This window comes from Aquipseudomonas alcaligenes, assembly GCF_003205495.1.
GTDB classification, from domain to species: domain Bacteria; phylum Pseudomonadota; class Gammaproteobacteria; order Pseudomonadales; family Pseudomonadaceae; genus Aquipseudomonas; species Aquipseudomonas alcaligenes_B.
Genome location: NZ_QJRX01000001.1, coordinates 547,415 through 570,607, shown reverse-complemented (window position 1 = coordinate 570,607; position 23,193 = coordinate 547,415). Strand labels below are relative to the sequence as shown.

The 23,193-nt window shown below is 59.8% G+C and carries 20 protein-coding genes; 5 read left to right on the top strand and 15 right to left on the bottom strand.

Features of this window, described 5'->3' with window-relative positions:
* Window positions 1-147 precede the first annotated feature (147 nt).
* From DMO17_RS02575 to DMO17_RS02565, 3 genes are read right to left on the bottom strand one after another with little or no spacing between them, the layout of a single operon-like run.
* The gene (locus DMO17_RS02575) at window positions 148-981 is read right to left on the bottom strand and encodes a hypothetical protein (protein ID WP_110680741.1); all 834 of its coding nucleotides are present in this window, start codon (window positions 979-981) and stop codon (window positions 148-150) included.
* Window positions 978-2,567 carry a hypothetical protein gene (locus tag DMO17_RS02570; RefSeq protein ID WP_110680740.1) on the bottom strand — a complete coding sequence of 530 codons (1,590 nt, stop codon included), beginning with the start codon at window positions 2,565-2,567 and terminating at the stop codon, window positions 978-980. Before DMO17_RS02570 ends, DMO17_RS02575 begins: the two co-directional genes overlap by 4 nt.
* Before the next feature lie 21 nt (window positions 2,568-2,588).
* On the bottom strand, window positions 2,589-4,121 hold the full coding sequence (locus DMO17_RS02565) for an OmpA family protein (RefSeq protein WP_110680739.1): 1,533 nt from the start codon (window positions 4,119-4,121) through the stop codon (window positions 2,589-2,591).
* Window positions 4,122-4,767: 646 nt separating this feature from the next.
* Here DMO17_RS02565 and DMO17_RS02560 point away from each other — a divergent pair.
* The 4 genes from DMO17_RS02560 to DMO17_RS19805 all read left to right on the top strand — a co-directional run bounded on the left by DMO17_RS02560 (window position 4,768) and on the right by DMO17_RS19805 (window position 7,509).
* Entirely contained in the window at window positions 4,768-5,136 is a 369-nt protein-coding gene (locus tag DMO17_RS02560; protein ID WP_110680738.1) for a PH domain-containing protein, read from the top strand.
* Window positions 5,137-5,201: 65 nt separating this feature from the next.
* A complete protein-coding gene (locus DMO17_RS02555) occupies window positions 5,202-5,558 on the top strand; it encodes a hypothetical protein (RefSeq protein ID WP_110680737.1) in 357 nt (118 codons plus the stop codon).
* A gap of 242 nt (window positions 5,559-5,800) precedes the next feature.
* A complete protein-coding gene (locus DMO17_RS02550) occupies window positions 5,801-6,424 on the top strand; it encodes a Cap15 family cyclic dinucleotide receptor domain-containing protein (RefSeq protein WP_146224890.1) in 624 nt (207 codons plus the stop codon).
* Window positions 6,421-7,509: a nucleotidyltransferase family protein gene (locus DMO17_RS19805; protein ID WP_110680735.1), complete on the top strand. Its 1,089-nt coding sequence runs from the start codon at window positions 6,421-6,423 to the stop codon at window positions 7,507-7,509. Before DMO17_RS02550 ends, DMO17_RS19805 begins: the two co-directional genes overlap by 4 nt.
* Before the next feature lie 387 nt (window positions 7,510-7,896).
* On the opposite strand, the gene DMO17_RS02540 is transcribed toward DMO17_RS19805, so the two are convergent.
* Both DMO17_RS02540 and DMO17_RS02535 read right to left on the bottom strand, forming a co-directional pair.
* The gene (locus DMO17_RS02540) at window positions 7,897-10,098 is read right to left on the bottom strand and encodes a S8 family peptidase (protein ID WP_110680734.1); all 2,202 of its coding nucleotides are present in this window, start codon (window positions 10,096-10,098) and stop codon (window positions 7,897-7,899) included.
* On the bottom strand, window positions 10,091-11,194 hold the full coding sequence (locus tag DMO17_RS02535; RefSeq protein ID WP_110680733.1) for an AAA family ATPase: 1,104 nt from the start codon (window positions 11,192-11,194) through the stop codon (window positions 10,091-10,093). The genes DMO17_RS02540 and DMO17_RS02535 overlap by 8 nt, the downstream gene beginning before the upstream one ends.
* Before the next feature lie 544 nt (window positions 11,195-11,738).
* Here DMO17_RS02535 and DMO17_RS19665 point away from each other — a divergent pair.
* Window positions 11,739-11,912, top strand: a complete 174-nt coding sequence (locus DMO17_RS19665) for a hypothetical protein (RefSeq protein ID WP_181418717.1) — start codon at window positions 11,739-11,741, stop codon at window positions 11,910-11,912.
* A 177-nt stretch (window positions 11,913-12,089) separates the two neighbouring features.
* Here the strand turns inward: DMO17_RS19665 and DMO17_RS02530 are convergent, their stop codons facing one another.
* The 10 genes from DMO17_RS02530 to DMO17_RS02485 all read right to left on the bottom strand — a co-directional run bounded on the left by DMO17_RS02530 (window position 12,090) and on the right by DMO17_RS02485 (window position 23,182).
* Window positions 12,090-13,385 carry an adenylosuccinate synthase gene (locus DMO17_RS02530; protein WP_110680732.1) on the bottom strand — a complete coding sequence of 432 codons (1,296 nt, stop codon included), beginning with the start codon at window positions 13,383-13,385 and terminating at the stop codon, window positions 12,090-12,092.
* Window positions 13,386-13,440: 55 nt separating this feature from the next.
* A complete protein-coding gene (locus DMO17_RS02525) occupies window positions 13,441-14,628 on the bottom strand; it encodes an ATP phosphoribosyltransferase regulatory subunit (protein ID WP_110680731.1) in 1,188 nt (395 codons plus the stop codon).
* Window positions 14,629-14,662: 34 nt separating this feature from the next.
* On the bottom strand, window positions 14,663-14,848 hold the full coding sequence (locus DMO17_RS02520; protein WP_110680730.1) for a DUF2065 domain-containing protein: 186 nt from the start codon (window positions 14,846-14,848) through the stop codon (window positions 14,663-14,665).
* 110 nt (window positions 14,849-14,958) lie between these two features.
* Window positions 14,959-15,828, bottom strand: coding sequence for a protease modulator HflC (hflC, locus tag DMO17_RS02515; RefSeq protein ID WP_110680729.1), 870 nt, complete (start codon window positions 15,826-15,828; stop codon window positions 14,959-14,961).
* Window positions 15,828-16,976 carry an FtsH protease activity modulator HflK gene (hflK, locus tag DMO17_RS02510; protein WP_110680728.1) on the bottom strand — a complete coding sequence of 383 codons (1,149 nt, stop codon included), beginning with the start codon at window positions 16,974-16,976 and terminating at the stop codon, window positions 15,828-15,830. The genes hflC and hflK overlap by 1 nt, the downstream gene beginning before the upstream one ends.
* Before the next feature lie 96 nt (window positions 16,977-17,072).
* On the bottom strand, window positions 17,073-18,374 hold the full coding sequence (gene hflX / locus DMO17_RS02505) for a ribosome rescue GTPase HflX (RefSeq protein WP_110680727.1): 1,302 nt from the start codon (window positions 18,372-18,374) through the stop codon (window positions 17,073-17,075).
* Between the two features lie 12 nt (window positions 18,375-18,386).
* Entirely contained in the window at window positions 18,387-18,641 is a 255-nt protein-coding gene (gene hfq / locus DMO17_RS02500) for an RNA chaperone Hfq (protein WP_110680726.1), read from the bottom strand.
* A gap of 99 nt (window positions 18,642-18,740) precedes the next feature.
* A complete protein-coding gene (gene miaA, locus DMO17_RS02495; RefSeq protein WP_110680725.1) occupies window positions 18,741-19,712 on the bottom strand; it encodes a tRNA (adenosine(37)-N6)-dimethylallyltransferase MiaA in 972 nt (323 codons plus the stop codon).
* A 150-nt stretch (window positions 19,713-19,862) separates the two neighbouring features.
* The gene (gene mutL, locus DMO17_RS02490) at window positions 19,863-21,737 is read right to left on the bottom strand and encodes a DNA mismatch repair endonuclease MutL (protein WP_110680724.1); all 1,875 of its coding nucleotides are present in this window, start codon (window positions 21,735-21,737) and stop codon (window positions 19,863-19,865) included.
* Window positions 21,734-23,182, bottom strand: coding sequence for an N-acetylmuramoyl-L-alanine amidase (locus DMO17_RS02485; RefSeq protein ID WP_181418716.1), 1,449 nt, complete (start codon window positions 23,180-23,182; stop codon window positions 21,734-21,736). Before DMO17_RS02485 ends, mutL begins: the two co-directional genes overlap by 4 nt.
* Between the last annotated feature and the right edge of the window lie 11 nt (window positions 23,183-23,193).

The following is a 23,193-nucleotide window of genomic DNA, read 5'->3' as shown; positions in this document are numbered from 1 at the left end:
GCTGACGATTTTGAAAAGCAGTGGGGGTGTCGATCTGGCATGCGAATTAGTGTCGGAACCGATGCGAATACTCACCAGCCAACGGCAACCGTATTCACGCCATAAAAAAGCCCGCACAGAGGCGGGCTGATTCGCGCAGAACTAATGTCAGCGAAGATCCGTGCTCAAGCTTGGCGTACCAAAGCCCTCTAGAGTGGCATTGGAAGCGCTCAAGTACTGAGACCAAAACTGTCCCAAGGCATCCATGGTCTTGCCCGAGCGGTAGGCGTGCTTAACCGCATCCGTTACCAGACCGGCACCCGACACGTAGACACGTGCGCCCTGAAGGTCGGCAAACAGCCCTTTGCTCTTCGCGAGTTTGAGCTCACTCCCGACATCGAGCTGCTTGATCTGGTTGGATGCGTAGAAGCTGGTGTAGTCCGAATGCTCGAGCATGTCAGAGATCAGGTAGACCACCCGATCGCTCACCCCCTCTTCACGCTGCATGTCCTCACCCACCTTGCGCAGTGAGTTCATGATCTCGCTCTTGGGAATGTCCTGACGAGCCTGCCGCAACCCTTGCACAAACTGCTTACCGAAGCCGACCTGAAATGCCTTCTTCTGGGTAGCCAGACAGACGTCCAGGCTTCGTAGCTTGCGCATATTCACGTCATCACGAACTTCGCCTTCGAGGGGCAAATCAAGCTCAGCAGAATAGGTCAGACGCAGATACTCACCCGGCAGAAAGGCGGAGAAGGTATACAGCTTCACCCGATCGCCAGCCTCAACGAAACGATCGATTTGCCCCCAACTGCTGCGCTGCAGATCCTCTGGCATTGGTATGGTTTGGTCGATGATGACTACTAGCTCACGCCCACTGCCCGCCGGTTTTATTTCGGCAAGGCCATTACGGTCATAGCAGCTTTGCAGGTCATTCCGTTCTGCCGCCAGCAACGTACAGGGAAACGCCAGCGCCAGGATCAGAGCTCGAGCCGCCCTCACGACAGCGCTTCCTCTTTACTCGAGGGAAAGAGACCCAAAGCTTTCAGGGCCTGCTGCTGTTCTCGGATGTCGCGCAGTTGGGCCTCCGACATATTCAGAGCTCGGCTGGCGGCGGCCAGACTCTCCTCAGGCAACCCCGTCACATCATGGAAGTCAGAAGCCTTGATGGCCTCCAGCGGAGCTGGAACTACGGCCACCGTCGGGGCATTGACCACTTCAACCTGGGGCGCCGGCACGACCTCAGCTGCGGGCGTTTGTGGTGCGATCTGAGAAGAGACGACAGGAGCTCGTTGCGTGACCTTGCCCGCCTTGTACTCGATGTAAGCCAGGAAATTACGATGGGCCGAGTTCTCCCCTTCCAGGGCACTGAGCACGCCGGAGTTGGTCTGGTCGCGACTCGATAGCAGTGTCTGGAGGCGGCGCAGCTTGTCATCTGCATGACTGGCAATAGCTGTGCGATGTTGATCCATCGCATCCATCATCTCTTCAGCCGTAGCGTACTCATGGGTGAGACGCCAGGCAGTGAATGAGTGGGTGCCGGCAAAGTAGTACTTGCTCGCCAGCCAAATGCTGATTCCCTGGATCGCGATGTAGATCAGCGACAGCATCACGTAGGTTGTGAGGCTGGCCTGGCGGATCGCTTCCATCTTGTCTTCGATGGTGGCGTTCTCGGCCTCATCGTTGATGGCCTGAGACTCCTCTGGCAGATCGAACGGCGAGCCAATACTGCTATCGCTTTGGAGAGACGCTTCAGCTTTCATGCTGTTGATCATCTCGGTCTCAATGCTGTCCAGCGTGGCGGAGCGAACCATAAAGGCCCCCACCGCCATGCAGGCGACAAAGGCACCGCAGATCACCAGCCAGAGATACTTGCGCGAGACATTGGAGTTAACGTCTTTCACGCGCGCCAGCAGTTGCTCATAGTCCGGTTTATCACTGTCCGAGAAAGACTCCTCGAGGTTGATTGCCTTGGCGGCCTTCAGAGTGCGAGAGCGCTTGCTGGGCTCTTCGCCCTGCCACCAGTGACGTGCACGAGCGATGAGGCTGTTGTGGTGAACCGTATGACCTGCCGCCTCTGCAAAGATGGCCGAGGCCACCGCTAGCAGAATCGCCGTACCTGCAGTCAGCAGGTGGCGATCGTTGGTCGAAGCATCCAGGTTCATCCAACCTGCCAGCACATAGGCAAAGCCCATTGCCTCGACTAACACCAGGAGCATGACGAGGAACAGGACCCAGGCCGGCCTTGGAGAACGCCCTGCTTCGCCGGCCTTCGCCAGGTAGTCGAGCGAGGCATTGTAGGCCTCAGGCCCCCTCATGTACTTCTTGAACTCCCGGTAATACACGTTGGCCAATGTCACTTCGTGATTGATCCAACCATCGCTGTCGACCGAAGCCGGCTTTCGCGACAAACGTGCGACGGTACCGATCAAAGGGAAGCTATGCCATACGCGGATCAGGAAGTAGGAGACCTGCTCCCAGTACCTCCAGACAACCAAGGCACTCACGAGCAGCGAGATGATGCCGGCAGTCAGCAGTTGGTTAGCGAGTATCAGCGACTTGAGCGCAGCTAAAGATAAGTCTTCCATTCAGGACTTCCTTGACGTGTTTTACTTTGTGGCGGGGATGGGCATGTAAGGAGCCACATAGGCTTCCGATCCAGCGGCATAGAACAGGACACCATCTGTGACCTTGGCGCCCCCTTTGCTGAACACGAGATCCATACAGGAAATCGAGGCGTTCTCGCCCTTAGCAAATACCCGATAGAGGACCTCGTCCTCCCCTTCGTAGGTGTTTGCCACAGCCTTGAGCGTCTGGGGCTTGTTCTTCGTGTTCTGATCGTAATGCTCAACGATCTGCAGGATGGGTTGCCGGCCAACTTCAGCGTTCTCGCGCAAGATCGAGACGGGCGAAACGGTAACCAGGTGGCCGTTCACGGTATTGGCCCAGACGCGATTGTTGTAACCGGGTAGGTAGTCCGTCGTTGCATGGCGCTGCAGCGGTTTGTCGTCAGCCATGCTCAGAACCTCACCGGAGTTACGCGGCCGATCCGCCTCACAACTCACCATGGGCATCTCGCTCGCATGCGCAGTGCTTATCAGCTCAAATCCGCTGCTCTTGGGCTTGATGTTCTTGGCCATGGACCAACGGAACGACTCCGCAGGCTGCCCAGCAAAATCAACTGACGGCTTGCTTTTGAGATCAGGACGGGTAGAGGCCTTGCTATTGCCCGCATCGGCGGTGCTAGCAGCCGCGCTTTGCTGCTGCGTCCCCTTAGCAGTGCTGGAAGTGGCCGGGGATTTGGCGGAAGACGGCATACCCAATCGCGGCTTAACCTCGGGAGAGGTACCGTACTGCAGATACTTCGTGTTCCCAGCCTCAGCCTGAGCGCGCATCAGCAAAGCCTGCTCATTCGCAAGCTCAACAATTTCCACACGGCGGTTCTGACCCCGCATCAGCGGATCACTGTTGTCTGCAATTGGGCGTGATGAGCCTGCGCCCTGATAGTAAATTGCAGCCGGTGAAATGCCCGCCTGAACCAGCACCCTCCCCACAGTCCTGGCACGGCGCTCGGAAAGTCGCTGGTTATATTCGGCATCGCCAGTAACGTCACTGTGACCAACAACCAGTAAACGCCGCTGAGCAGAAGATTGCTGATCTCCAGTAGCAGGCTTCGCGTACATCTGAGCGAGCTTACTAACTGCGCGACGACCGCTTTCGGTCAGCTGGTCAGAGTCCGTATCGAACATCCCACTGTCGCCAATCTGGGTGACCAATCCAGCCTCCTTTGGCACCGCGGAAACAGTCGCGCCGGAGGAAACAGTCAATTGCTCCGTGGTGATTCTCAGGTTCTCTTCCTTGGCGATGCGGTCCAGCTCTTGGAGGCGGGACTGCCAGGCATAGCCGAGTGCACAGCCTAGAGCGCCACCAACGGCACCGCCCGCAATAGCCCCCTTCTCACCGTTGAGCGCATAGCCAGCAGCTGCGCCACCTAACACCCCCACGCCGCAAAGGATGGCCATGCCGTAGTCCTTGCCAACGCCATTAACCGAGTCTTTGAGGCCCTGTACCTGCTGAGTTGAACACCCAGCCGCAGTGATGAACGCGCAGCTAAGCGCAGATAGACGAAACGCATTTCGCATGACGGCTCCTTGCCGATCAATTTTTGACGTTAGTAAATTGACTTTCCGAGTCCCCCGGGCGAATTTACCGTGCACCACGTCAAATCTCTACTGCCAACTGCATCACACAAAAAATTTGCTTCCGACCGAGCGGACAGCCTTTATCTAGTGCCTCGAGGCCGAGTCTCTGAACCTAAGCGAGCCTTCAGGAGCCAACGCGCAGTGGTAATGCAGTGGAAAGCGAGCCTAGGGCGAAGGACCTTAACCAGCGAAATGGGGCCAGAACTCCACCATGCAGACGGTGCTTTGGCGTTGGCATTTTTTGGGGGGAGGATAATGAAGTGCCCTCTAGAGACTAGAGGCAAATGCTCAAGTGAACACATCAAATAAAGACTGACCGAGGTAAGGATCGACCGAAGAATGGAATCCTAACATCCAGAAGAATTTGCACAGTTTGTTAGCAGCACTCACCAGTAGCTTGACCTAATTTCGTGTGGATGTAGCTCAAAAAAGATGCGCCGTGAGTTTTAGCCTCCTCGAACGCCTGTAAGGGGGTAAGCGTAAATCTCATAAGCAAGTAGCTGATAACAAGCGTGACCCAGCGATAGCAAATCACAACAGAATTCGCCCAATAGCAACCCAAAAGAGCAAATGGAAAACGACAGAGATGATTGACTTCAACAACAAAGGCTTCTTCAAGCTTAAACAGAACAATGAGTACGCATCCAAGGTCGCAGAGCTGCTCCTGGAAAATGAGAAAATAATTGACTCCTACAAGTCTTTACGAGACGGCGTAGTTTTCACAAACAAAAGAATAATAGCTGTGAACGTGCAAGGCCTAACAGGCAGCAAGAAGGACTACACATCTATTCCATACAAAAGCATCATCGCCTACTCCGTGGAAACCTCAGGCACCTTTGACCTAGATTCGGAACTAGAGGTCTACCTATCCTCCGTAGGCAAGGTGAAATTCGAGTTTACCGGCAACACTGCGATAGTTGAGATATCGAAGCATATATCGCAGCACCTGCTTTAAGCGTAAACAAAGTAGCCCTCACACACCCAACAAACCAAATCAATGAGAGCTGACAAAGGAAGCACATGGAAATTCTGATTGCAGCAGCAGCCCTAGCTATCGCATGGTGGCAACTAGACCTACAAAGGAAGGAAATCCAGCGAAGCGGGAAAATTAACGCTCTCGTCAACATGTCTCAAATGGTGCGCGAGCGGATTGAGCTCTACAGCGACATAATTGATTCACTAAAAAACGAGAAAAAACCCTGGAAAGGCCATGCCGACAAAATCAACAGAGAACTTCGCCCCCTACTCTCAAAAATCAACCAAGAAATAATAATAGCATCCAGCAATTATAATTTCTCATTTCCAGAGAAAGAAATCATCGCAGCATTAAACCTAAAAGAAATCACAGAAATTGACATCATACAAAACCAAGCCTGAAAGTAACTAGAGCGCACCAATCAGCACAAAAAGCACTAACCAGTAACTCTTTAGCAATTGCCACCACCCGCGAGAGACGCCTTCCGACTATAAGCGACCACTGAACACACTGAGTTGGTAGAAAAATGAATTTACCGACCCTTAAATAATCTATTTTAGCCACGAGAGCGCATATTCCACGATTACATAAACGCTGCTATCGACACAGAACCAGGAAGCCAAGTAAACGCGAGGGATAAAATTTGCAAGAGCATGAATATTCAGTCATAGGCCATAGCAGAAGCACTATTGGCCGCTACCTAGGCATGCTGGCCACTGTAGTTGTGTCCTTACTTCCAGCCGTAGGTATTGGGCTGTCGGAGGCGATGGCAAAGATTGGGCTGCCAGAATGGGGCAAGTATTTACTCGTTATTCCTATCACAGCTGGCGTGGTCTATACAGGAATTCACTGGTGCTTTAATAAATTTGCGTGGCGCCCGCTGAGTTACCTTTCGCAGATCCCTCACATAGCAGGTGAGTGGAATTGCGAGGGGAAGACCTACGCAGACGATGGAAGCATTGCCCAGCACTGGGTAGCGCAATTGAGTATTTCCCAAACCTGGGAAAAGATCCGAGTTCGTCTCGAAACCAAGTCTTCCATATCCCACAGTATCTCAGTCGCCCTCATCCCAGAGGCCGATGGCTGTTGGATGCTCATGTACAGCTATATGAATCAGCCTAAGGTCGGCAACCTCAAACTCCATGCACATAAAGGCTATGCGGAAATGCGGTTTAGCAAAGAATTGAAATACGCGGAAGGCGAATATTTCACGGCGAAGAGCCGTGGCACAGTTGGGGCAATGAAATTCATCAGGAGGCAGAAATGAGCAAGGATATCAAGCGCCGGCTTTCCGACTTGAGGTCGCGGCGGCAAGCTAACTTCACAGCGATGGACAGCATTGTTGAAAACAGTGTGAGCATGGAAAGCTTTGAAGCACGATCGACCGGGGAGTGGGCGAGGTACGCGCTCGGCATCATGCAAGAGGTCGCACCCCAATATACCGCGACCACTATCGCTGAAGGCGAGCGAGTAAAGAATCAAATCAAAAACAGAATTAGTACCTCCGTATCATTCGAGTATCAAGGATCCGTTCCACTCAACGTTCATATCCGCGGGGCTAGCGACATCGACATTTTGGTTCTGCTACGCGGCTACCTGACCTATGACTCCAGTGGGGTGGAAGCAAAGAAATATCTTGGCTGGAGTGGGCCCAGCGGTATCGACCAGCTCGCTTATCTACGTAGCGAGCTGGAGGATGGGCTAGAAGCCGCGTTTCCCGAAGCTGAAGTGGATACTTCAGGCGATAAAGCCATCGGGCTTTCGGGCGGCAGTCTGAGAAGGAAAGTCGATGTAGTCCCGTCGCACTGGCATGATTCGGCAACGTACCAAGCGAGTAAGGATAAGAAGGATCGTGAGGTCAGAATCTTTCAGAAGGCTAGCCAATCGACCTTCAACAACCGGCCTTTCCTCCACATTGATAAAGTGAGCGAGAAAGATCGCCGCTGCAATGGAGGGGCGAAGAAGATCATTCGCATGCTCAAGAACTTGAAGGCGGACAGCGATACTCCGTCCTCCATTGCCGTGAACAGCTATGAGATCGCTGGTCTCGTTTATCACTTCGAGGATCAGCCAATCAGCCTGCCCGTTTATAGGGAGTTGGCTTTGGTCGCTGCAACCAGGCAGCAGTTAGATCGGATGATCGCTAACAAGCATTGGACGATGGGACTCGACACCCCAGATGGTATCCGAAAAATTATCGACTCCGAGGTGAAATTCAATTCTCTGAGCTTGCTTCGTGCTGAGGTCAATGAGCTAGCTAAAAATCTGGCCATTGAGCTAACTTGTGGAACCTGGATCACCGACAGCGAGGCGATTCGGACACTGCACGAATCCTATGTTTCCGATTATTAGTCAACAGGAACAGATACGAGCATTGATAGATATAGTGCTAACGTACTGTATACCCTAGGGCTACTTGCACCGACAGCTCGTAGGTATCTAGCCTCCAATTGGAAACGCCCGAAAGCCCATCCATATAAGATGGGCTTTTCTGTATAGCAACCACGAACTGCTATCGGGTGCCAACTAAGGGCACTGCGGAACTAAGAGACGGCGGAAATTCATTTCCGCAGTTTATTCGAGACTTAATCGAAGTTCCGCCCCCAAAAATCTAAATCATATCAGTTACTAGTCTTTTCCCGGCTGAATATGCACTCTCGCCGAGCTATAAGCGGCAATATCAGCGATTCATAGGCAGACCAAGAAAATAGCCCTCAGGTGATGTCTCTAATAGACGTTTTACGTTGTAATTGTGGATTCTACGGTGACTTCGACAGGCTGAAGTATCTGATACTTCTGCCTGATCAAGTTATAGATATCAGGAATCTCGTCAGCCTGAACACTTACAATCAGCGCGTAATTGACGTCCGGTGCTGAGCTTGGTGGGACGCCACGGCTGCTCTCGCGCGCGTGGTATTCGATGTCGAAGACCGGACCAATCAGGGAGTCCTCGCCATCAAAGCTCCTGTCCCGGTGTAAACATGTTTCCCACTTGTGTGCATCGTCCCGATACTGCCTTTCAGTCATCTTGTACTGGGAACCGCGACCAAAGAAGTCTTTGCTTGTTTCGATGCCTGCACCGGCCTTTGGGCGAAAAACCACGCCCATTCCAGAGCGTGTGTAGTTGATGGTGTGCTCTGGGTCAGTATGCGCCTGAATGCAGAATGTGGCTTTGATCTTCGCTTTGCCCGTGATTGGAATATCTGGAAAGGGAATAGGGCAGCGGAGATATTGCCCCTTTTCCAACTGGCCTTGAAAGATGATAGTTGCGCTGCCATCCTCGCATTCAAGAAGTGTGAGCGCATCCTCCTGGAATCGACCCCAGCCTATTTCGTTGCGGCTGATCTTGCGTTTGTACTCGGCATGGTGAATGAGTAAGGCCTTGAGAGCGATTGCAGTCATCTCATAGGACGTCGAGCAGGCAACTCCAGCTGCGGTCCTCAGTGTCAGCGGCGCTGAGTAGCTAGTCCCCTGCACGCCCACGACGCTTCCGAGAAGAGGGTTGAATACCTTAAAGGGTTCGGATTCAGAGCCACCAAAGGCAATTCCGTCGGGCTTTACGTAGCCAGGGCTTCTGCCGGGGCCAACACAGCTGTATTCAGCTCGTTTCCATTTGGCGCAGCTGGTGTCTGCGGCTCCAACCGCCAGCGCGTTCACCATATCCCCTGGCGGTTGAATCCTGTTGGCTCCGTCTACGTCACCATCATTACCAACAGCGACAGTGGCCAGGATGCCGTGGCGCGAGCAAACCTGGTCAAGCGTTGCGGTCCAGGCATGCACCTCTTCATCGTTGATCGGCATGCGAGGGCCAAGACTCAGGTTGGCGAATTTATATTCACCAGAGTCCAGTGCATCCCGAATCTTGATCAACACGTCGAAAAGGTCAGGGTCTCGGCCAGAAATGGGCGACAATACGCGGTAGTGATGGACATTCATGTAGGGGCGCTTGAGCTCGTCAGTTTCAGAATCGAGCCTGCCAAACAGAAAGGTCGACGTGACTTCGTTACCATGCATAAGCAGTTGGCCATTTGTCTCGTCCGTATCTTCGTAATAGTACTCGGTCGCCCATTCGGTGAGATCCGTTGTACCCAGGCCGCCATCAAAGATCGCTACAGCTTTGTCTGGGGCAATAGCAGACTGGTTGGGCAGAGTCGTGCTGTAGTTAGCTAATGTGGAGCGAGCCAGTGCGGGATGCGCGATACGAAGCTCCGGCATAGGCCTCGCTACGCGAAGGAAGGTATGACTGGCAATCGCCATCATAGCCTCCGAGGATGCATAGACCGGTATGAAGGTGAGGCCTCCAACCTTGATCCTCCGCTTAAGATCGGCTTTGCCTGAGTGGGATCTTACAAATTCGGCGAAAGATGCAACGATGTCTTCCTCGTCGGGCCCAGCATGCAAAGCGATCTCAAAGGCGTGTGGCTCGTCATCCTGCGGAAGCTGGCCCCTGATTTTGCTTTCGTTGTTAATCCAGCGGATTGACTCAATTTCCTTAAGCTCTTTCTCCAGCGTGCTGGGGATTGAGCTCGCCTTGAGTATGCTACGCAGGTTGGCGACGGCGCTTTCAGTTCCGGCAATGAAGAGGGTGGCTGTGGCCTGTACCTTCCCGGCGTCGCGAATATCCGTGACCTGCCTTGGAATAATCGATGTCTCTTTGCTTCCGACATCGCGAAGCCCAGCTTTTTTGAGAATGTTTTTGGGAAAATAGGACCTCCCCAAAAAAGCGGGATGTAGAGTTAGCTCAAATACCCCCTCCCCACGCGGCTTGGCAGCTTTTGGAAGGGCAGAAAGGGAGTGCTGAACCTGCTCAAGTGAAGCAGATATCTCGGCACGGACCTCCTCGATGGTGTAAGGAAACTTCTTTGGTCCGGAGCCGCGTTTGATCGTTTGGGCCGTTGTCAGCGCTTCGCCCTTCCCTAGAAGCAGATTCCGCTCAGGCATTGGTGCTCTCCTTAAATTCCTTTAAGACTTTTCCAACCGTGGGGTGAGATACATTCAGCTCGCTAGCGATTTTTCGCTGAGATAAACCTTGCAAAGAGAGCTGGATGATTCTCATGTCCCTGGTACTGTGTGCCGATTCGCTAGAAGCGAGGTTTTTGAGCGAGATATCAATAATGGCGTCATTGAGTGATCGCTGATCCAGAACGGCCCTTTTTTTGGCCGTAATGACGATTCTGTTGATGTCTGAAAACGAGCTTCCCAGTAGGTGAGCAGCCAACTGTTGAGCGATCTTGGGAGACACCCCAGCGTCAGTTAGAAGCCCCTCAATCAGCTGGACAGGGGGATTCTCAAAGCGAATCGTTGCTTCAAATCTTCGCCACGCTGCAGGGTCTAGCATGTCTGGGTGGTTCGTAGCTGCGATCAGGACAGAGGTTGATGGCCACTCGTCGATGGCCTGCAGCAGAACATTAACGAGCCGCTTGAGCTCACCAACGTCCTTGTCGTCATCTCGCCTTTTGGCGATCGCATCGAACTCATCCAAAAACAGAATGCAGGGGATGCTCTTGGCATGATCGATTACCGCTTTGATGTTCGTCCCTGTCTTGCCCAGCAAGCTTGACATCACTGAAGCGAGGTCGAGAGTGAAAATGGGTAGCTTGAGCTTACCGGCAATCCAATGTGCCGCCAGTGTTTTACCGACTCCTGGCGGGCCGGTAAAAATCATGGAGCGAATAGGCTCAAGTCCTGCAGTTAGGAGCTCTTTGTGGCTTTGTCGCTCTTGAATGATTTCCAGCAGTTGTTGCTCGATGGCGTTTTCCCACTTGGGCTCGAACTCAAGGAGAACGTCTGTGCCCTCTTTTAAAAGACTGCGGCGAGAGTCCGAATCCACTGGCGCTGCCATACGAGGCGCACCTCGCGTTCCGCTGTCGGTAGCGAGGAGCTCGGCCAAGTGGGAGGCAAGAGCTGGCTGCGTCTTTTTAAGCTTGCTGACGATCTGGCGACCTATGAGAGCAAAGGCTGCCGCGTTGCCTCGAATACCTTGCTGGTAAAGTAACTCAAGGTCTTTCTCAGATATTGTTACCACGATCACCCCCATAAATGACGCACTTTTTCAGCGCGGTAAGAAAGCATCATTTAAATTTACCATAGCCTTACCATCCTTTCCATTCTCTCTGGAGGGTGTTACGTGAGGGCATATGGCGACATTGTGTTGCCCAACGCTGGCGGTATTGGGCGGTATGAGCGGCTCGCACGCCAAAAACACTGCCGCCTTTTTGCAGGCCGGCTTCATGCTGGGTAGGTGGAACGACGTGGGCTACTGGCGCCTGGAGCCAAGATCGCAGAGCAGCCGCTCCCTGAACCTCGCCGATACCTGGGCATTGCCAGCTGAACGTTCGTTTTGAGCAACTCTAGATTTCACGAAGCAACGCTCGATTTGGACGTTTTCCAGACCCGAAGCAAGCGACTCTGCCGCACACCGAGGTTTTCAACAGAATCGGCCGGCAGCCACCATTAGTGGATGTCCTCTGTCGAGACTGCTGCTCAACAGACTGAGATCTGACCTTCGCGGAGCGAGGAACGATCACAGCAGCGGCTCGGAACGATAGAAAGATCCGGATGCCCAGGGCAGGAATGAAATCGTGATGCTGCAAAATACCCCAGTCCAGTCGTTCGAACTGGCCCATCAGGCAGGCAAGCTTTCCTTGAAATTGACATGGCAGAATCTCGTCAATCCATCGCAAGATCTCACAGAATTTCCAGCCAAAAGTACCGGCCTTTTTTACGAAAAAGGCCGGCTTTTTTGCCCTAAATAGGTGTGGGTCAAAGTGTGGGTTTGAGCGAAATTCTTAGAATATTTTTCTTTTAAATCAATAGCTTGATATGAAAATAAAAAGGCCACAAGCCGGCCTTTTTATTGCCTGCGATTTGCCCCGCAGAAACCGCGCCCACAAAAAAGGCCGCTCGAGGCGGCCTTTTCCGTTACGGCAGGATCAGGCGAACGGATGGCGCAGGACGATGGTCTCGTTGCGGTCCGGGCCGGTGGAGATGATGTCGATCGGCGCACCGACCAGCTCCTCCACGCGCTTGATGTAGGCGCGGGCGTTGGCCGGCAGCTCTTCCAGGGTCTTGGCGCCCAGGGTCGACTCGCTCCAGCCGGGCATCTCCTCGTACACCGGCTGCAGGCCGATGTAGCTGTCGGCGTCGGTCGGCGCGTCGACCAGCAGCTTGCCGGCGGCGTCCTTGTAGCCGGTGCAGATGCGGATGGTGTCCAGGCCGTCGAGCACGTCCAGCTTGGTCAGGCACAGGCCGGAGATGCTGTTGATCTCGATGGCACGGCGCAGGATCACGGCGTCGAACCAGCCGCAGCGACGGGCGCGACCGGTGGTGGAGCCGAACTCGTGGCCGCGCTTGGCCAGGAAGGCGCCGGTCTCGTCGAACAGCTCGGTGGGGAACGGGCCGGAGCCGACGCGGGTGGTGTAGGCCTTGGTGATGCCGAGGATGTAGTCCAGGTACAGCGGGCCGAAACCGGAACCGGTGGCGGTGCCGCCGGCGGTGGTGTTGGAGCTGGTGACGTAGGGGTAGGTGCCGTGGTCGATGTCCAGCAGCGAGCCCTGGGCGCCCTCGAACATGATGTCCTTGTCGGCGCGGCGCAGCTCGTGCAGCTCGGCGGTGACGTCGGTCATCATCGGGCGCAGCTGCTCGGCGTAGGCCATGCACTCGTCCAGGGTGGCCTGGAAGTCGATGGCCGGCTCCTTGTAGTAATTGACCAGCACGAAGTTGTGGTAGTCCAGCAGCTCGCCCAGCTTGGAAGCAAAGCGCTCGCGGTGGAACAGGTCGCCGATGCGCAGGCCGCGACGGGCCACCTTGTCTTCGTAGGCCGGGCCGATGCCGCGACCGGTGGTGCCGATCTTGGCGTCGCCACGGGCCTTCTCGCGGGCCTGGTCGAGGGCCACGTGGTAGGACAGGATGAGCGGGCAGGACGGGCTGATGCGCAGGCGTTCGCGCACCGGCACGCCCTTCTCTTCCAGCTTGGTGATCTCGCGCATCAGGGCGTCGGGGGCGACCACCACGCCGTTGCCGATCAGGCAGCGCACGCCTTCGCGCAGGATGCCGGACGGGATCAGGTGCAGCACGGTCTTCTCGCCGTCGATGACCAGGGTATGGCCGGCGTTGTGGCCGCCCTGATAGCGCACTACCGCGGCGGCCTGCTCGGTCAGCAGGTCGACGATCTTGCCCTTGCCCTCATCACCCCACTGGGTGCCCAGGACCACGACATTCTTACCCATAACACTTGTCCTCTATTCGGAAGCTCGATGCCGGCCGCAGCCGGCGGAAAACTCGTCAGGACGCCAGCGGCGCCACTTGCCAACGTCCGTCGCGCAGCTGCAGCTGGCGGTCGCAGCCCGCCTCGCCCGCCGCGCTCACATCCTGTCCGGGCAGAGCCTGGACCACGCGCACCCCTTCGCCGCGCAGGCGCTGTACGGCCTGCCACAGGTACAGGTCGTGGTGATCCGGCGCCCACACACCGGCGGCCGGCTCCTCGACCTGCATGTCACCGAGGGTGACCAGGGTCTTCAGGTCGGTGGAGAAACCGGTGGCCGGACGCGCCCGGCCGAAATTGCCGCCGACGTCGTCGTAGCGGCCGCCCTGGGCGATGGACTGGCCGACGCCCGGGACGAACGCGGCGAACACCACACCGGTGTGATAGTGATAGCCGCGCAGCTCGCCGAGGTCGAAGTACAGCGGCAGCTCGGGATAGCGCAGCTCCAGCTGGTCGGCGATGGCCACCAGCTGGTCCAGCGCAGCGTGCACTTCGGCCGGGGCCTCGACCAGGGCCGCCTGGGCCAGGTCCAGCACCTCGCGGCCGCCGCACAGCTCGACCAGGGCGCGCAGCATGCTGGCCAGGTGCGGTTGCAGGGATTCGGTGAGGGCATCGACCTCGTCGACCGCCTTGCGCTGCAGGGCGTCGAACAGCTGCTGCTCGGCCTCGCCGGACAGGCCGGCGGCACGGGCCAGGCCGCGATAGATGCCGACATGGCCGAGATCCATGTGCACGTCCGGCACGCGGGCCAGGGCCAGGGTGTCTAGCATCAGGCTGATGACCTCCACGTCGCTGGCCGGGCTGGCGTCGCCGTACAGCTCGGCGCCCAGCTGGATCGGGCTGCGCGAGGTAGCCAGGGCGCGCGGCTTGGCGTGCAGCACGCTGCCGGCATAGCATAGGCGGCTCGGGCCCTCGCGGCGCAGGGTGTGGGCATCCATCCGCGCCACCTGCGGGGTGATGTCGGCGCGGAAGCCCATCTGCCGCCCGGACAGCGGGTCGGTCACCTTGAAGGTGCGCAGGTCCAGGTCCTGGCCGGCACCGGTGAGCAGGGACTCGAGGTATTCGATGTGCGGGGTGACGACGAACTCGTAGCCCCAACGCTGGAACAGATCCAGCACCTGGCGGCGTGCCGCCTCGATCAGTGCCGCTTCCGGCGGCAGTACTTCTTCGATGCCATCTGGCAGGAGCCAGCGGTCTACCGTTGCCATTTCGCCATTCCCCTCTCGGTACGGGCGGCAGCCTTCAGTGAAGCAGATACAGGAGGGCGGTCCCCAGCAGCATGCTGGCCAGCCCCATGAGGCGCAGCTGACGGTCGGGCAACTGTGCCAGTTGCGCGATCGCGCCGCGCCAACGCCGCGGACAGAGGAAGGGCAGGATGCCTTCCAGCACCAACATCAGACAAAAGGCGATGCCCAGTTCCTGCCACATGATTCCCGCAGACGCAAAAAAGCCGGGCATTTTCCCGGCTGACCCATGATAACACGTTTTCCCCGGAGGTCACCCCGACGCGGCCGAACGGCCGCGCCGGGATGCTGCCATCAGGGCTTGGACTGCTGCAGATAGCGGAAGAATTCGCTCTTCGGATCCAGCACCAGCACGTCGTTCTTGCTCGAGAAGCTGTCGCGGTAGGCGCCCAGGCTACGGTAGAAGGCGTAGAACTCGGCGTCCTGGCCATAGGCGGCCGCGTAGATCGAAGCCGCCTTGGCATCGCCGTCACCGCGAATTTCCTCGGCCTCGCGATAGGCTTCGGCGAGGATCACGCGCTTCTGCCGGTCGGCGTCGGCGCGAATACCCTCGGCCAGCTCGCGACCCTTGGCACGGTGCTCGCGGGCCTCGCGCTCGCGCTCCGAGCTCATGCGGTCGAACACGCTGCGGTAGACCTCCTTCGGCAGGTCGATGGCCTTGACGCGCACGTCCACCACCTCGATGCCCAGCTCCTTCTGCGCCATGCCGTTGAGCGACTTGGTGATCGCCGCCATCAGCGCATCGCGCTCGCCGGACACCACCTCATGCAGGGTGCGGGTACCGAACTGGTTGGCCAGGGCTGTGATCAGGCGCTGCGACAGGCGGTCGTCGGCGATCTGGCGGATACCGGAAGTGGCGGTGTAATAGCGTTCGGCGTCAGCCACCCGCCACTTGGCGAAGGCATCGACCATCACCGCCTTCTTCTCCAGGGTGAGTACACGCTGGATCGGCGACTCCAGGGTCAGCAGGCGCGCGTCGAACTTGCGCACCTGGTTCATCACCGGCACCTTGAGGTGCAGGCCAGGCTTCACGTCGGCCACCTGAATCTTACCGAACTGCAACAGTACGGCCTTTTCCGTCTCGTAGACGATGTACAGGCTATTCCACGCCACGATGGCGAAGAGCACGCCCCCGATCAGGGCAAACAGCGACTTGTTGCTCATCAGCGGCTCTCCCTAGAACGCAGATCGCCACGCTCGACAGTGTTGATGATGCGGGTAGCGGTCTCGCCGCTGGCGCTCGGGGCGCCCGACTGATTGACACCGGCGGCGCCACGGTTGTCGATCATCTTGTCCAGTGGCAGGTACAGCAGGTTGTTCTGCCCTTCCTGGCCGGTCACCAGGACCTTGCTGGTGTTGCTGAAGACCTGCTGCATGGTGTCCAGGTACAAGCGTTGGCGGGTGACCTCGGGCGCCTTGCGGTACTCGGTCACCAGCTTGCTGAAGCGATCGGCCTCACCCTGGGCACGGGCCACCACCTCGTCGCGGTAGCCGTTGGCGTCCTCGATGATGCGCTGGGCCTGGCCGCGGGCCTCGGGCACCACGCCGTTGGCGTAGGTCTCGGCCTGGTTCTTCTCGCGCTGCTCGTCCTCGCGGGCACGGATCACGTCGTCGAAGGCATCCTTGACCTCGGCCGGAGCCGTGGCGCGCTGGATGTTGACCTGGGTGACGGTGATGCCGGTGCCGTAGTCGTCGAGGAAGCCCTGCAGGCGCTTGCTGACTTCCTGGCCCATCTGCTCGCGGCCGAGGGTGATCACCTCGTCCATCGAGGTGGAGCCGGCGACGTGGCGCAGGGCACTCTCGGTGGCATGCTGCAGGCTGACCTCGGGGGCATCGACGTTGAGCACGAAGTCCTTGAGGTTGCTGATCTTGTACTGCACGGTCAGCGGCACCTCGACGATGTTCTCGTCCTCGGTGAGCATCTGCCCTTCCTTGGAGAAGGAGCGCTCGCGGGTCACGTTCTCCTGGAACTTCTTCTCGAAGGGCGGGAAGTAGATGTTCAGACCCTGGCCGACGGTTTCCTGATACTTGCCGAGACGCAGGATCACCGCCTGCTCCTGGGCATCGACGATGTACACCGCATTCCACAGCCACACGGCCACCAGCAGCGCGGCACCGATGCCGAGCATGCCCCAGCCACCGCCCTGACCATCGCCATCGCGTTTCTTGCCGCCGCCGAAGATGCCATTGAGGCTCTCCTGCAGTTTGCGGAAGGCTTCGTCGAGGTCCGGCGGGCCCTGGCGTCCACCGCCCTTGCGGCCGCCCCAGGGATCCTGGTTGTTCGAGTTGCCACCCGGCTCATTCCAAGCCATAGCGCTCTCCATCTGATAAAGCGAAGACGCGCCCACGGCGCGCCAGCCCATGCTACCGAAAGCGCCCGAACCGCCGCAAAAACGGCGGCACGGGCTTTATTGCAAAGTGTGTTGCGCGAGGAAGTCCTGCGGCTTCAGCCCTTCCCGACTGACCAGGCGATTGAGCTCGGCACGCGGCAGGCGGATCGCCAGCAGCGTGTCACCCTTCTCGTCGTGCGCCTCGCTCTGCACCGCATTGAGTTCGAAGAACTGTGCCCGCAGGCGCCCCAGACGCTGCGGCAGACGCAGGGTGCCGACGAACAGGTCCTCGCCGAGCAACTCGGCGACCGCCTGGCGCAGCAACTCCAGGCCCTTGCCATCGCGCGCCGACAGCCACACGCGTTCGGGCTTGCCGTCGCCGTCACGCTGGATCTGCGGCTCGACGCCCTCGACCAAGTCGATCTTGTTGTACACCTCGAGCATCGGCAGCTCGTTGGCGCCGATCTCGCCGAGTACAGCCATGACCTGCTCGATCTGCTGGTCGCGCTCCGGCTCATGGGAGTCGATCACGTGCAACAGCAGGTCGGAGTTGCTCGACTCTTCCAGCGTGGCACGGAAGGCCTCGACCAGCTTGTGCGGCAGGTGACGGATGAAGCCCACGGTATCGGCCAGCACCACCGGCCCCAGGTCGTCCAGCTCGAGACGGCGCAAGGTCGGGTCGAGGGTGGCGAACAGCTGGTCGGCCGCGTAGACCGCGGAGGTGGTCAGCGCATTGAACAGGGTGGATTTGCCGGCGTTGGTGTAGCCGACCAGCGACACCGAGGGAATATCCGCGCGACGACGACCACGGCGGGCCTGCTCGCGCTGGCTGCGCACCTTCTCCAGCTTCTGCTTGATCTGGCGAATGCGCACGCGCAGCAGGCGGCGGTCGGTTTCCAGCTGGGTTTCACCCGGACCGCGCAGACCGATACCGCCCTTCTGCCGCTCCAGGTGGGTCCAGCCGCGCACCAGGCGGGTGCTCATGTGATCGAGCTGAGCCAGCTCGACCTGCAGCTTGCCTTCGTGGGTACGCGCGCGCTGGGCGAAGATATCGAGGATCAGGCCGGTGCGGTCGAGCACACGACACTCGAACACCCGCTCCAGGTTGCGCTCCTGGCTGGGCGTGAGGGTGTGATTGAAGATGACCAGCTCGGCCTCGGACTCCCTGACCAGGTCGCGCAGCTCCTCGACCTTGCCGCTGCCGATGAGGAACTTGGCCGTGGGCATGTGGCGCGGCACGGTGACCAGCGCCACCATGTCCGCACCGGCAGACAGCGCGAGATCCTGGAACTCCTGCGGGTCTTCGGCCGCCTCGGGGTTGCTGCCTTCCAGATGGACAAGGATGGCCCGTTCACCACCGCCGTGACGCTCGAAGAACAAGTCAGGCTCCTATCAGGCGTTGCCCGGCTCGACCTGCTCGCCTTCGGAAGCACTGGGCAGGCGCACCGGACGGCTCGGCACCACGGTGGAAATGGCGTGCTTGTAGACCATCTGGCTGACAGTGTTCTTCAGCAAAATCACGAACTGGTCGAAGGATTCGATCTGGCCCTGCAGCTTGATGCCGTTCACCAGATAGATGGAAACCGGTACGCGTTCCTTACGCAGGGTATTCAGGTAAGGGTCTTGTAGCGAATGCCCTTTTGACATGTGCCGCACTCCTTAAGGTGTCAAATGTAGTAAAGCAAAGATGGCTTATGCCGTATCAGCCCCAAAAGCCAAGGATAGACGGCGAATAGACGGGTCTCATCACAATATGGAGACCGTCTGTAGGTATTTCAAGGCGAGCGCCAGATTGTCATCGGCCTGGCTGTCCAACCAATGCAGCTTGTCCCAGCCGCGCAGCCAGGTGAACTGGCGCTTGGCCAGCTGGCGCGTGGCGATGATGCCCCGCTCCGCCATGTCCTCGCAGCTCAGGCGCCCGTCCAGGTAATCCCATACCTGGCGATAGCCCACCGCGCGGATCGACGGCAGCCCCGCATGCAGGTCACCCCGCAGGCGCAACGCTTCGACCTCTTCGACGAAGCCCTGTTCCAGCATCAGGCGAAAACGCTGCGCGATGCGCTCGTGCAGCACCCTGCGCTCGACCGGAGCTATGGCGAATTGCGCCACAGTATAAGGGAAATGGCCGGCGCCGGGCGCCTCTGGCCCGCTATTTTGCGCCGCCTGGCGCCGACGGTGCTCGCTCATGCTCAGGCCGCTGACCCGTTGTACCTCCAGCGCCCGGGTCAGGCGCTGCGGATCATTGGGATGGATGCGCGCCGCCGACTCCGGGTCGATGCGCGTCAGCTCCCGGTGCAACGCATCCCAGCCCTCGGCCGCGGCCCAGGCCTCCAACTCGGCACGCACCACCGGATCGGCGCTGGGCATGTCCGCCAACCCCTCCAGCAACGCCTTGTAATACAGCATGGTGCCGCCCACCAGCAGCGGGATGCGCCCGCGCGCGCTGATCTCGGCCATGGCGACCAGGGCATCGGCGCGAAACTCCGCCGCCGAGTAGCTCTCGGCCGGATCGCGGATATCGATCAGGCGATGCGGATAACGCGCCAGCGTGGCCTTGTCCGGCTTGGCCGTGCCGATATCCATGCCGCGGTAGATCAGCGCCGAATCGACGCTGATCAGCTCGCAGGGCAACGCATCGGCCAGGGCCAGGGCCAGATCGGTCTTGCCGGCGGCGGTCGGGCCCATCAGGAAGATGGCGGGGGGCAGGCGCTCGGTCATAACTCTGAAATCGCTCTCCAAGCGTCGCGAGCACAGCTCAGGCAAGGCGCTAAGCAGTAACCGCCTTCGGCTGGTCAAAGAAAGCGCAGTTTACTCGCTGTAAATGAGCATTCCGAACCGATTTTAAGCGCAGCGATTGGGGGAGCGATTTCAGCGGCCACGCAGGAACAGCTTGTCCAGATCGTCCATGCCCAGCTGGGTCCAGGTCGGCCGGCCGTGGTTGCACTGGCCGCTGCGTTCGGTCTGCTCCATGTCCCGCAGCAGGGCGTTCATCTCCGGCAGGGTCAGGCGCCGGTTGGCACGCACCGCGCCGTGGCAGGCCATGGTCGCCAGCAGCTCGTTGAGATGGGCCTGGATGCGGTCGCTGGTGCCGTACTCCAGCAGGTCGGCGAGTACGTCGCGCACCAGCTGGGTGGCCTCGGCCTGCTTGAGCAGGGCCGGAATCTGGCGAATCGCCAGGCTCTCCTCGCCCAGGCGCTGCAGCTCGAAACCGAGGCGCTGGAACCACTGCGCATGCTCCTCGGCACAATCGGCCTCGCGCTGGCTCAGGGCGAGGGTCTCGGGCACCAGCAGCGGCTGGCCCCGCAGGCCCTCGCAGGCCATGGCGCTCTTCAGGCGTTCGTAGGTGATGCGCTCATGGGCCGCGTGCATGTCCACCAGCACCATGCCCTGGGCGTTCTCGGCGAGGATGTACACACCCTTGAGCTGGGCCAGGGCGTAGCCCAGCGGCGGGATGTCGCCCTGGCTCTGCGGCAGCGCGACCGGCTGCTCGGGCAGCGGCGCGAAGTATTCGCGGTAGGCACCCTGGGCCTCGGCCTGGGGAATGGCCGGCTGCGCTCGCGGCGCCTGATAGCCGGCACCCGGCGAACGCCACACGGAGGGCTCGACCGCGGGCCGCTCCAGCACCTGGTCGGCCAGGCCCATTTCGCCCTGGGGACCGAACTCGCCGGCGGCCAGGCCGCTCGGCCGGACGATCTGCTGCACCGCGGCCGGCGCCGCCAGCTGGTCCTCCGGGCGCACCTCACCGAGCGCCCGGTGCAGGGTGCCATAGAGGAAGTCGTGAACCATGCGACTGTCGCGGAAGCGCACCTCGTGCTTGGTCGGGTGCACGTTGACGTCGACCACCGCCGGATCGATCTCGAGGAACAGCACGAAGGTCGGGTGGCGACCGTTGAACAGCACGTCGCGGTAGGCCTGACGCACGGCGTGGGCAACCAGCTTGTCGCGCACCATGCGGCCATTGACGTAGAAGTACTGCAGGTCGGCCTGGCTGCGCGAGAAGGTCGGCAGGCCGACCCAGCCCCACAGGCGCAGGCCACTGCGCTCCACCTCGATCGGCAGGGCCTGTTCGAGGAAGGCCGGGCCGCAGACGCTGGCCACCCGGCGGGCACGACTGATCTCGTCGGGCGCCTCGTGCAGGGCGAACACCGTCTTGCCGTTGTGGCGCAAGTGGAAGGCCACATCGAAGCGGGCCAGGGCCAGGCGCTTGATGACTTCCTGCAGGTGATCGAACTCGGTCTTCTCGGCGCGCAGGAACTTGCGCCGCGCCGGAGTGTTGAAGAACAGGTCGCGCACTTCCACCGAGGTACCGACCGGATGCGCCGCGGGTTGCACCCGCGCCTCCATGTCGCGCCCCTCGGTCTCCACCTGCCAGGCCTGTTCGGCATCGGCCGTGCGCGAAGTCATGGTCAGGCGCGCCACCGAGCTGATCGAGGCCAGCGCCTCGCCACGGAAGCCCAGGCTGGCCACCGCCTCCAGGTCCTCCAGCTCGCGGATCTTACTGGTGGCATGACGGGCCAGGGCCAGCGGCAGGTCATCCGGCGGGATGCCCGAGCCGTCGTCGCGGATGCGCAGCAGCTTGATGCCGCCCTGCTCGACCTCGACGTCGATGCGCCGGGCGCCGGCGTCCAGGCTGTTCTCCAGCAGCTCCTTGGCCACCGAGGCCGGCCGCTCGACCACTTCGCCGGCGGCGATCTGGTTGGCCAGCCGCGGACTCAGCAGCTGGATGCGCCGCGGCTCGCTCATGGCTGCGCCGCCAGGGCGGTCGCCGGGATGCTCAGGGTCTGGCCGACCTTGATGGTGTCGCTCTTCAGCGAGTTGGCGCTGCGCAGCGAAGCCAGGCTGACCTGGTAGCGCTGGGCGATCAGGGCCAGGCTCTCGCCGGAGCTGACCACGTGCTCGCGCGGGCCGGGGGCGATCTTGCCGGAGTCACGCAGCCAGGCGATGTAGGTGCCGGGCGGCGGATTCTGCTGGAAGAACTGCCGTACACCGGCGGTGATCGAACGCGCCAGGGCCTGCTGATGGCTGATGGTGGAGAGTTTCTTGGCCTCGTTGGGATTGGAGATGAAGCCGGTTTCCACCAGGATCGACGGGATGTCCGGGGACTTCAGCACCATGAAGCCGGCCTGCTCGACGCGGCGTTTGTGCAGCGGGGTGATGTGGCCCATGTTGCTCAGCACCTTCTGCCCGACGTTGAGGCTGGACGACAGCGAGGCGGTCATCGACAGGTCGAGCAGCACGCCGGCGAGCATGCGGTCCTTGTCGTCCAGGCTGACGTTGCCGGCGCCGCCGATCAGGTCGGACTGGTTCTCGGCATCGGCCAGCCAGCGCGCGGTCTCGGAGGTGGCGCCGCGCTCGGACAGGGCGTACACCGAGGCGCCGAAGGCGGCGGCGCGCGGCGCGGCGTCGGCATGGATGGAAACGAACAGGTCGGCGCCCTTCTTGCGCGCGATCTCGGTGCGCTTGCGCAGCGGGATGAAGTAGTCGCCGGTACGCACCAGCTCGGCGCGGAAGCCCTTCTCGGCGTTGATCTGCCGCTGCAGCTCCTTGGAAATGGCCAGGGTCACGTTCTTCTCGTAGAGCTTGCGGCCCGGGCCGAGGGCACCGGGGTCCTCGCCGCCGTGCCCGGCGTCGATGGCAATGACGATGTCACGCTTGCCGCCCGGCACCGGCGGCAGCTTGCTCGGCTGTGCGGGCGCGGACGCCACCGGCGGCGCGGTGTTGGCGACCGGCGGCTGGCTGGCCTGCGGCGCCTGCGGAGCACCCGGCACGGCGCCGGCTTCCTGGTCGAACAGGTCGACCACCAGGCGATGACCGTACTGCTGGTTGGGAGCCAGACTGAAGCTCTTCGGCGTGACGCTGGCAGAGAGGTCGAGCACCAGGCGCAGGTCGGTCGGCGAACGCTGTGCCGAGCGCACCCCGGTGATCGGCGTGTTGCTCAGCGACAGCTGGTCCAGGCGGGTGGACAGCTGGGCACCATTGACGTCGATGACGATGCGGTTGGGCGCGGCCAGGGTGAACACGCTGTGCTGCACCGGCCCGGACAGGTCGAAGACCAGGCGGGTGTTGTCGGGTGCGCGCCACAGGCGCACGCTGCGGATTTCCGTGGCGGCCAGCACGTCGGCAGCGAAGGCCGCCAACATCAGCCCCACCCCACTGAACAGCGCCCGCATGCGCATAGCCTTCCCCATTTTTATATACA

Bases quoted from the DNA above. Each gene is read 5' to 3' on its own strand.
- DMO17_RS02570 (WP_110680740.1), bottom strand. From the start codon at position 2,567: ATGGAAGACTTATCTTTAGCTGCGCTCAAGTCGCTGATACTCGCTAAC.
- DMO17_RS02565 (WP_110680739.1), bottom strand. From the start codon at position 4,121: ATGCGAAATGCGTTTCGTCTATCTGCGCTTAGCTGCGCGTTCATCACT.
- DMO17_RS02560 (WP_110680738.1), top strand. From the start codon at position 4,768: ATGATTGACTTCAACAACAAAGGCTTCTTCAAGCTTAAACAGAACAAT.
- DMO17_RS02555 (WP_110680737.1), top strand. From the start codon at position 5,202: ATGGAAATTCTGATTGCAGCAGCAGCCCTAGCTATCGCATGGTGGCAA.
- DMO17_RS19805 (WP_110680735.1), top strand. From the start codon at position 6,421: ATGAGCAAGGATATCAAGCGCCGGCTTTCCGACTTGAGGTCGCGGCGG.
- DMO17_RS02540 (WP_110680734.1), bottom strand. From the start codon at position 10,098: ATGCCTGAGCGGAATCTGCTTCTAGGGAAGGGCGAAGCGCTGACAACG.
- DMO17_RS02535 (WP_110680733.1), bottom strand. From the start codon at position 11,194: ATGGGGGTGATCGTGGTAACAATATCTGAGAAAGACCTTGAGTTACTT.
- DMO17_RS02530 (WP_110680732.1), bottom strand. From the start codon at position 13,385: ATGGGTAAGAATGTCGTGGTCCTGGGCACCCAGTGGGGTGATGAGGGC.
- DMO17_RS02525 (WP_110680731.1), bottom strand. From the start codon at position 14,628: ATGGCAACGGTAGACCGCTGGCTCCTGCCAGATGGCATCGAAGAAGTA.
- DMO17_RS02520 (WP_110680730.1), bottom strand. From the start codon at position 14,848: ATGTGGCAGGAACTGGGCATCGCCTTTTGTCTGATGTTGGTGCTGGAA.
- hflC (WP_110680729.1), bottom strand. From the start codon at position 15,828: ATGAGCAACAAGTCGCTGTTTGCCCTGATCGGGGGCGTGCTCTTCGCC.
- hflK (WP_110680728.1), bottom strand. From the start codon at position 16,976: ATGGCTTGGAATGAGCCGGGTGGCAACTCGAACAACCAGGATCCCTGG.
- hfq (WP_110680726.1), bottom strand. From the start codon at position 18,641: ATGTCAAAAGGGCATTCGCTACAAGACCCTTACCTGAATACCCTGCGT.
- miaA (WP_110680725.1), bottom strand. From the start codon at position 19,712: ATGACCGAGCGCCTGCCCCCCGCCATCTTCCTGATGGGCCCGACCGCC.
- mutL (WP_110680724.1), bottom strand. From the start codon at position 21,737: ATGAGCGAGCCGCGGCGCATCCAGCTGCTGAGTCCGCGGCTGGCCAAC.
- DMO17_RS02485 (WP_181418716.1), bottom strand. From the start codon at position 23,182: ATGGGGAAGGCTATGCGCATGCGGGCGCTGTTCAGTGGGGTGGGGCTG.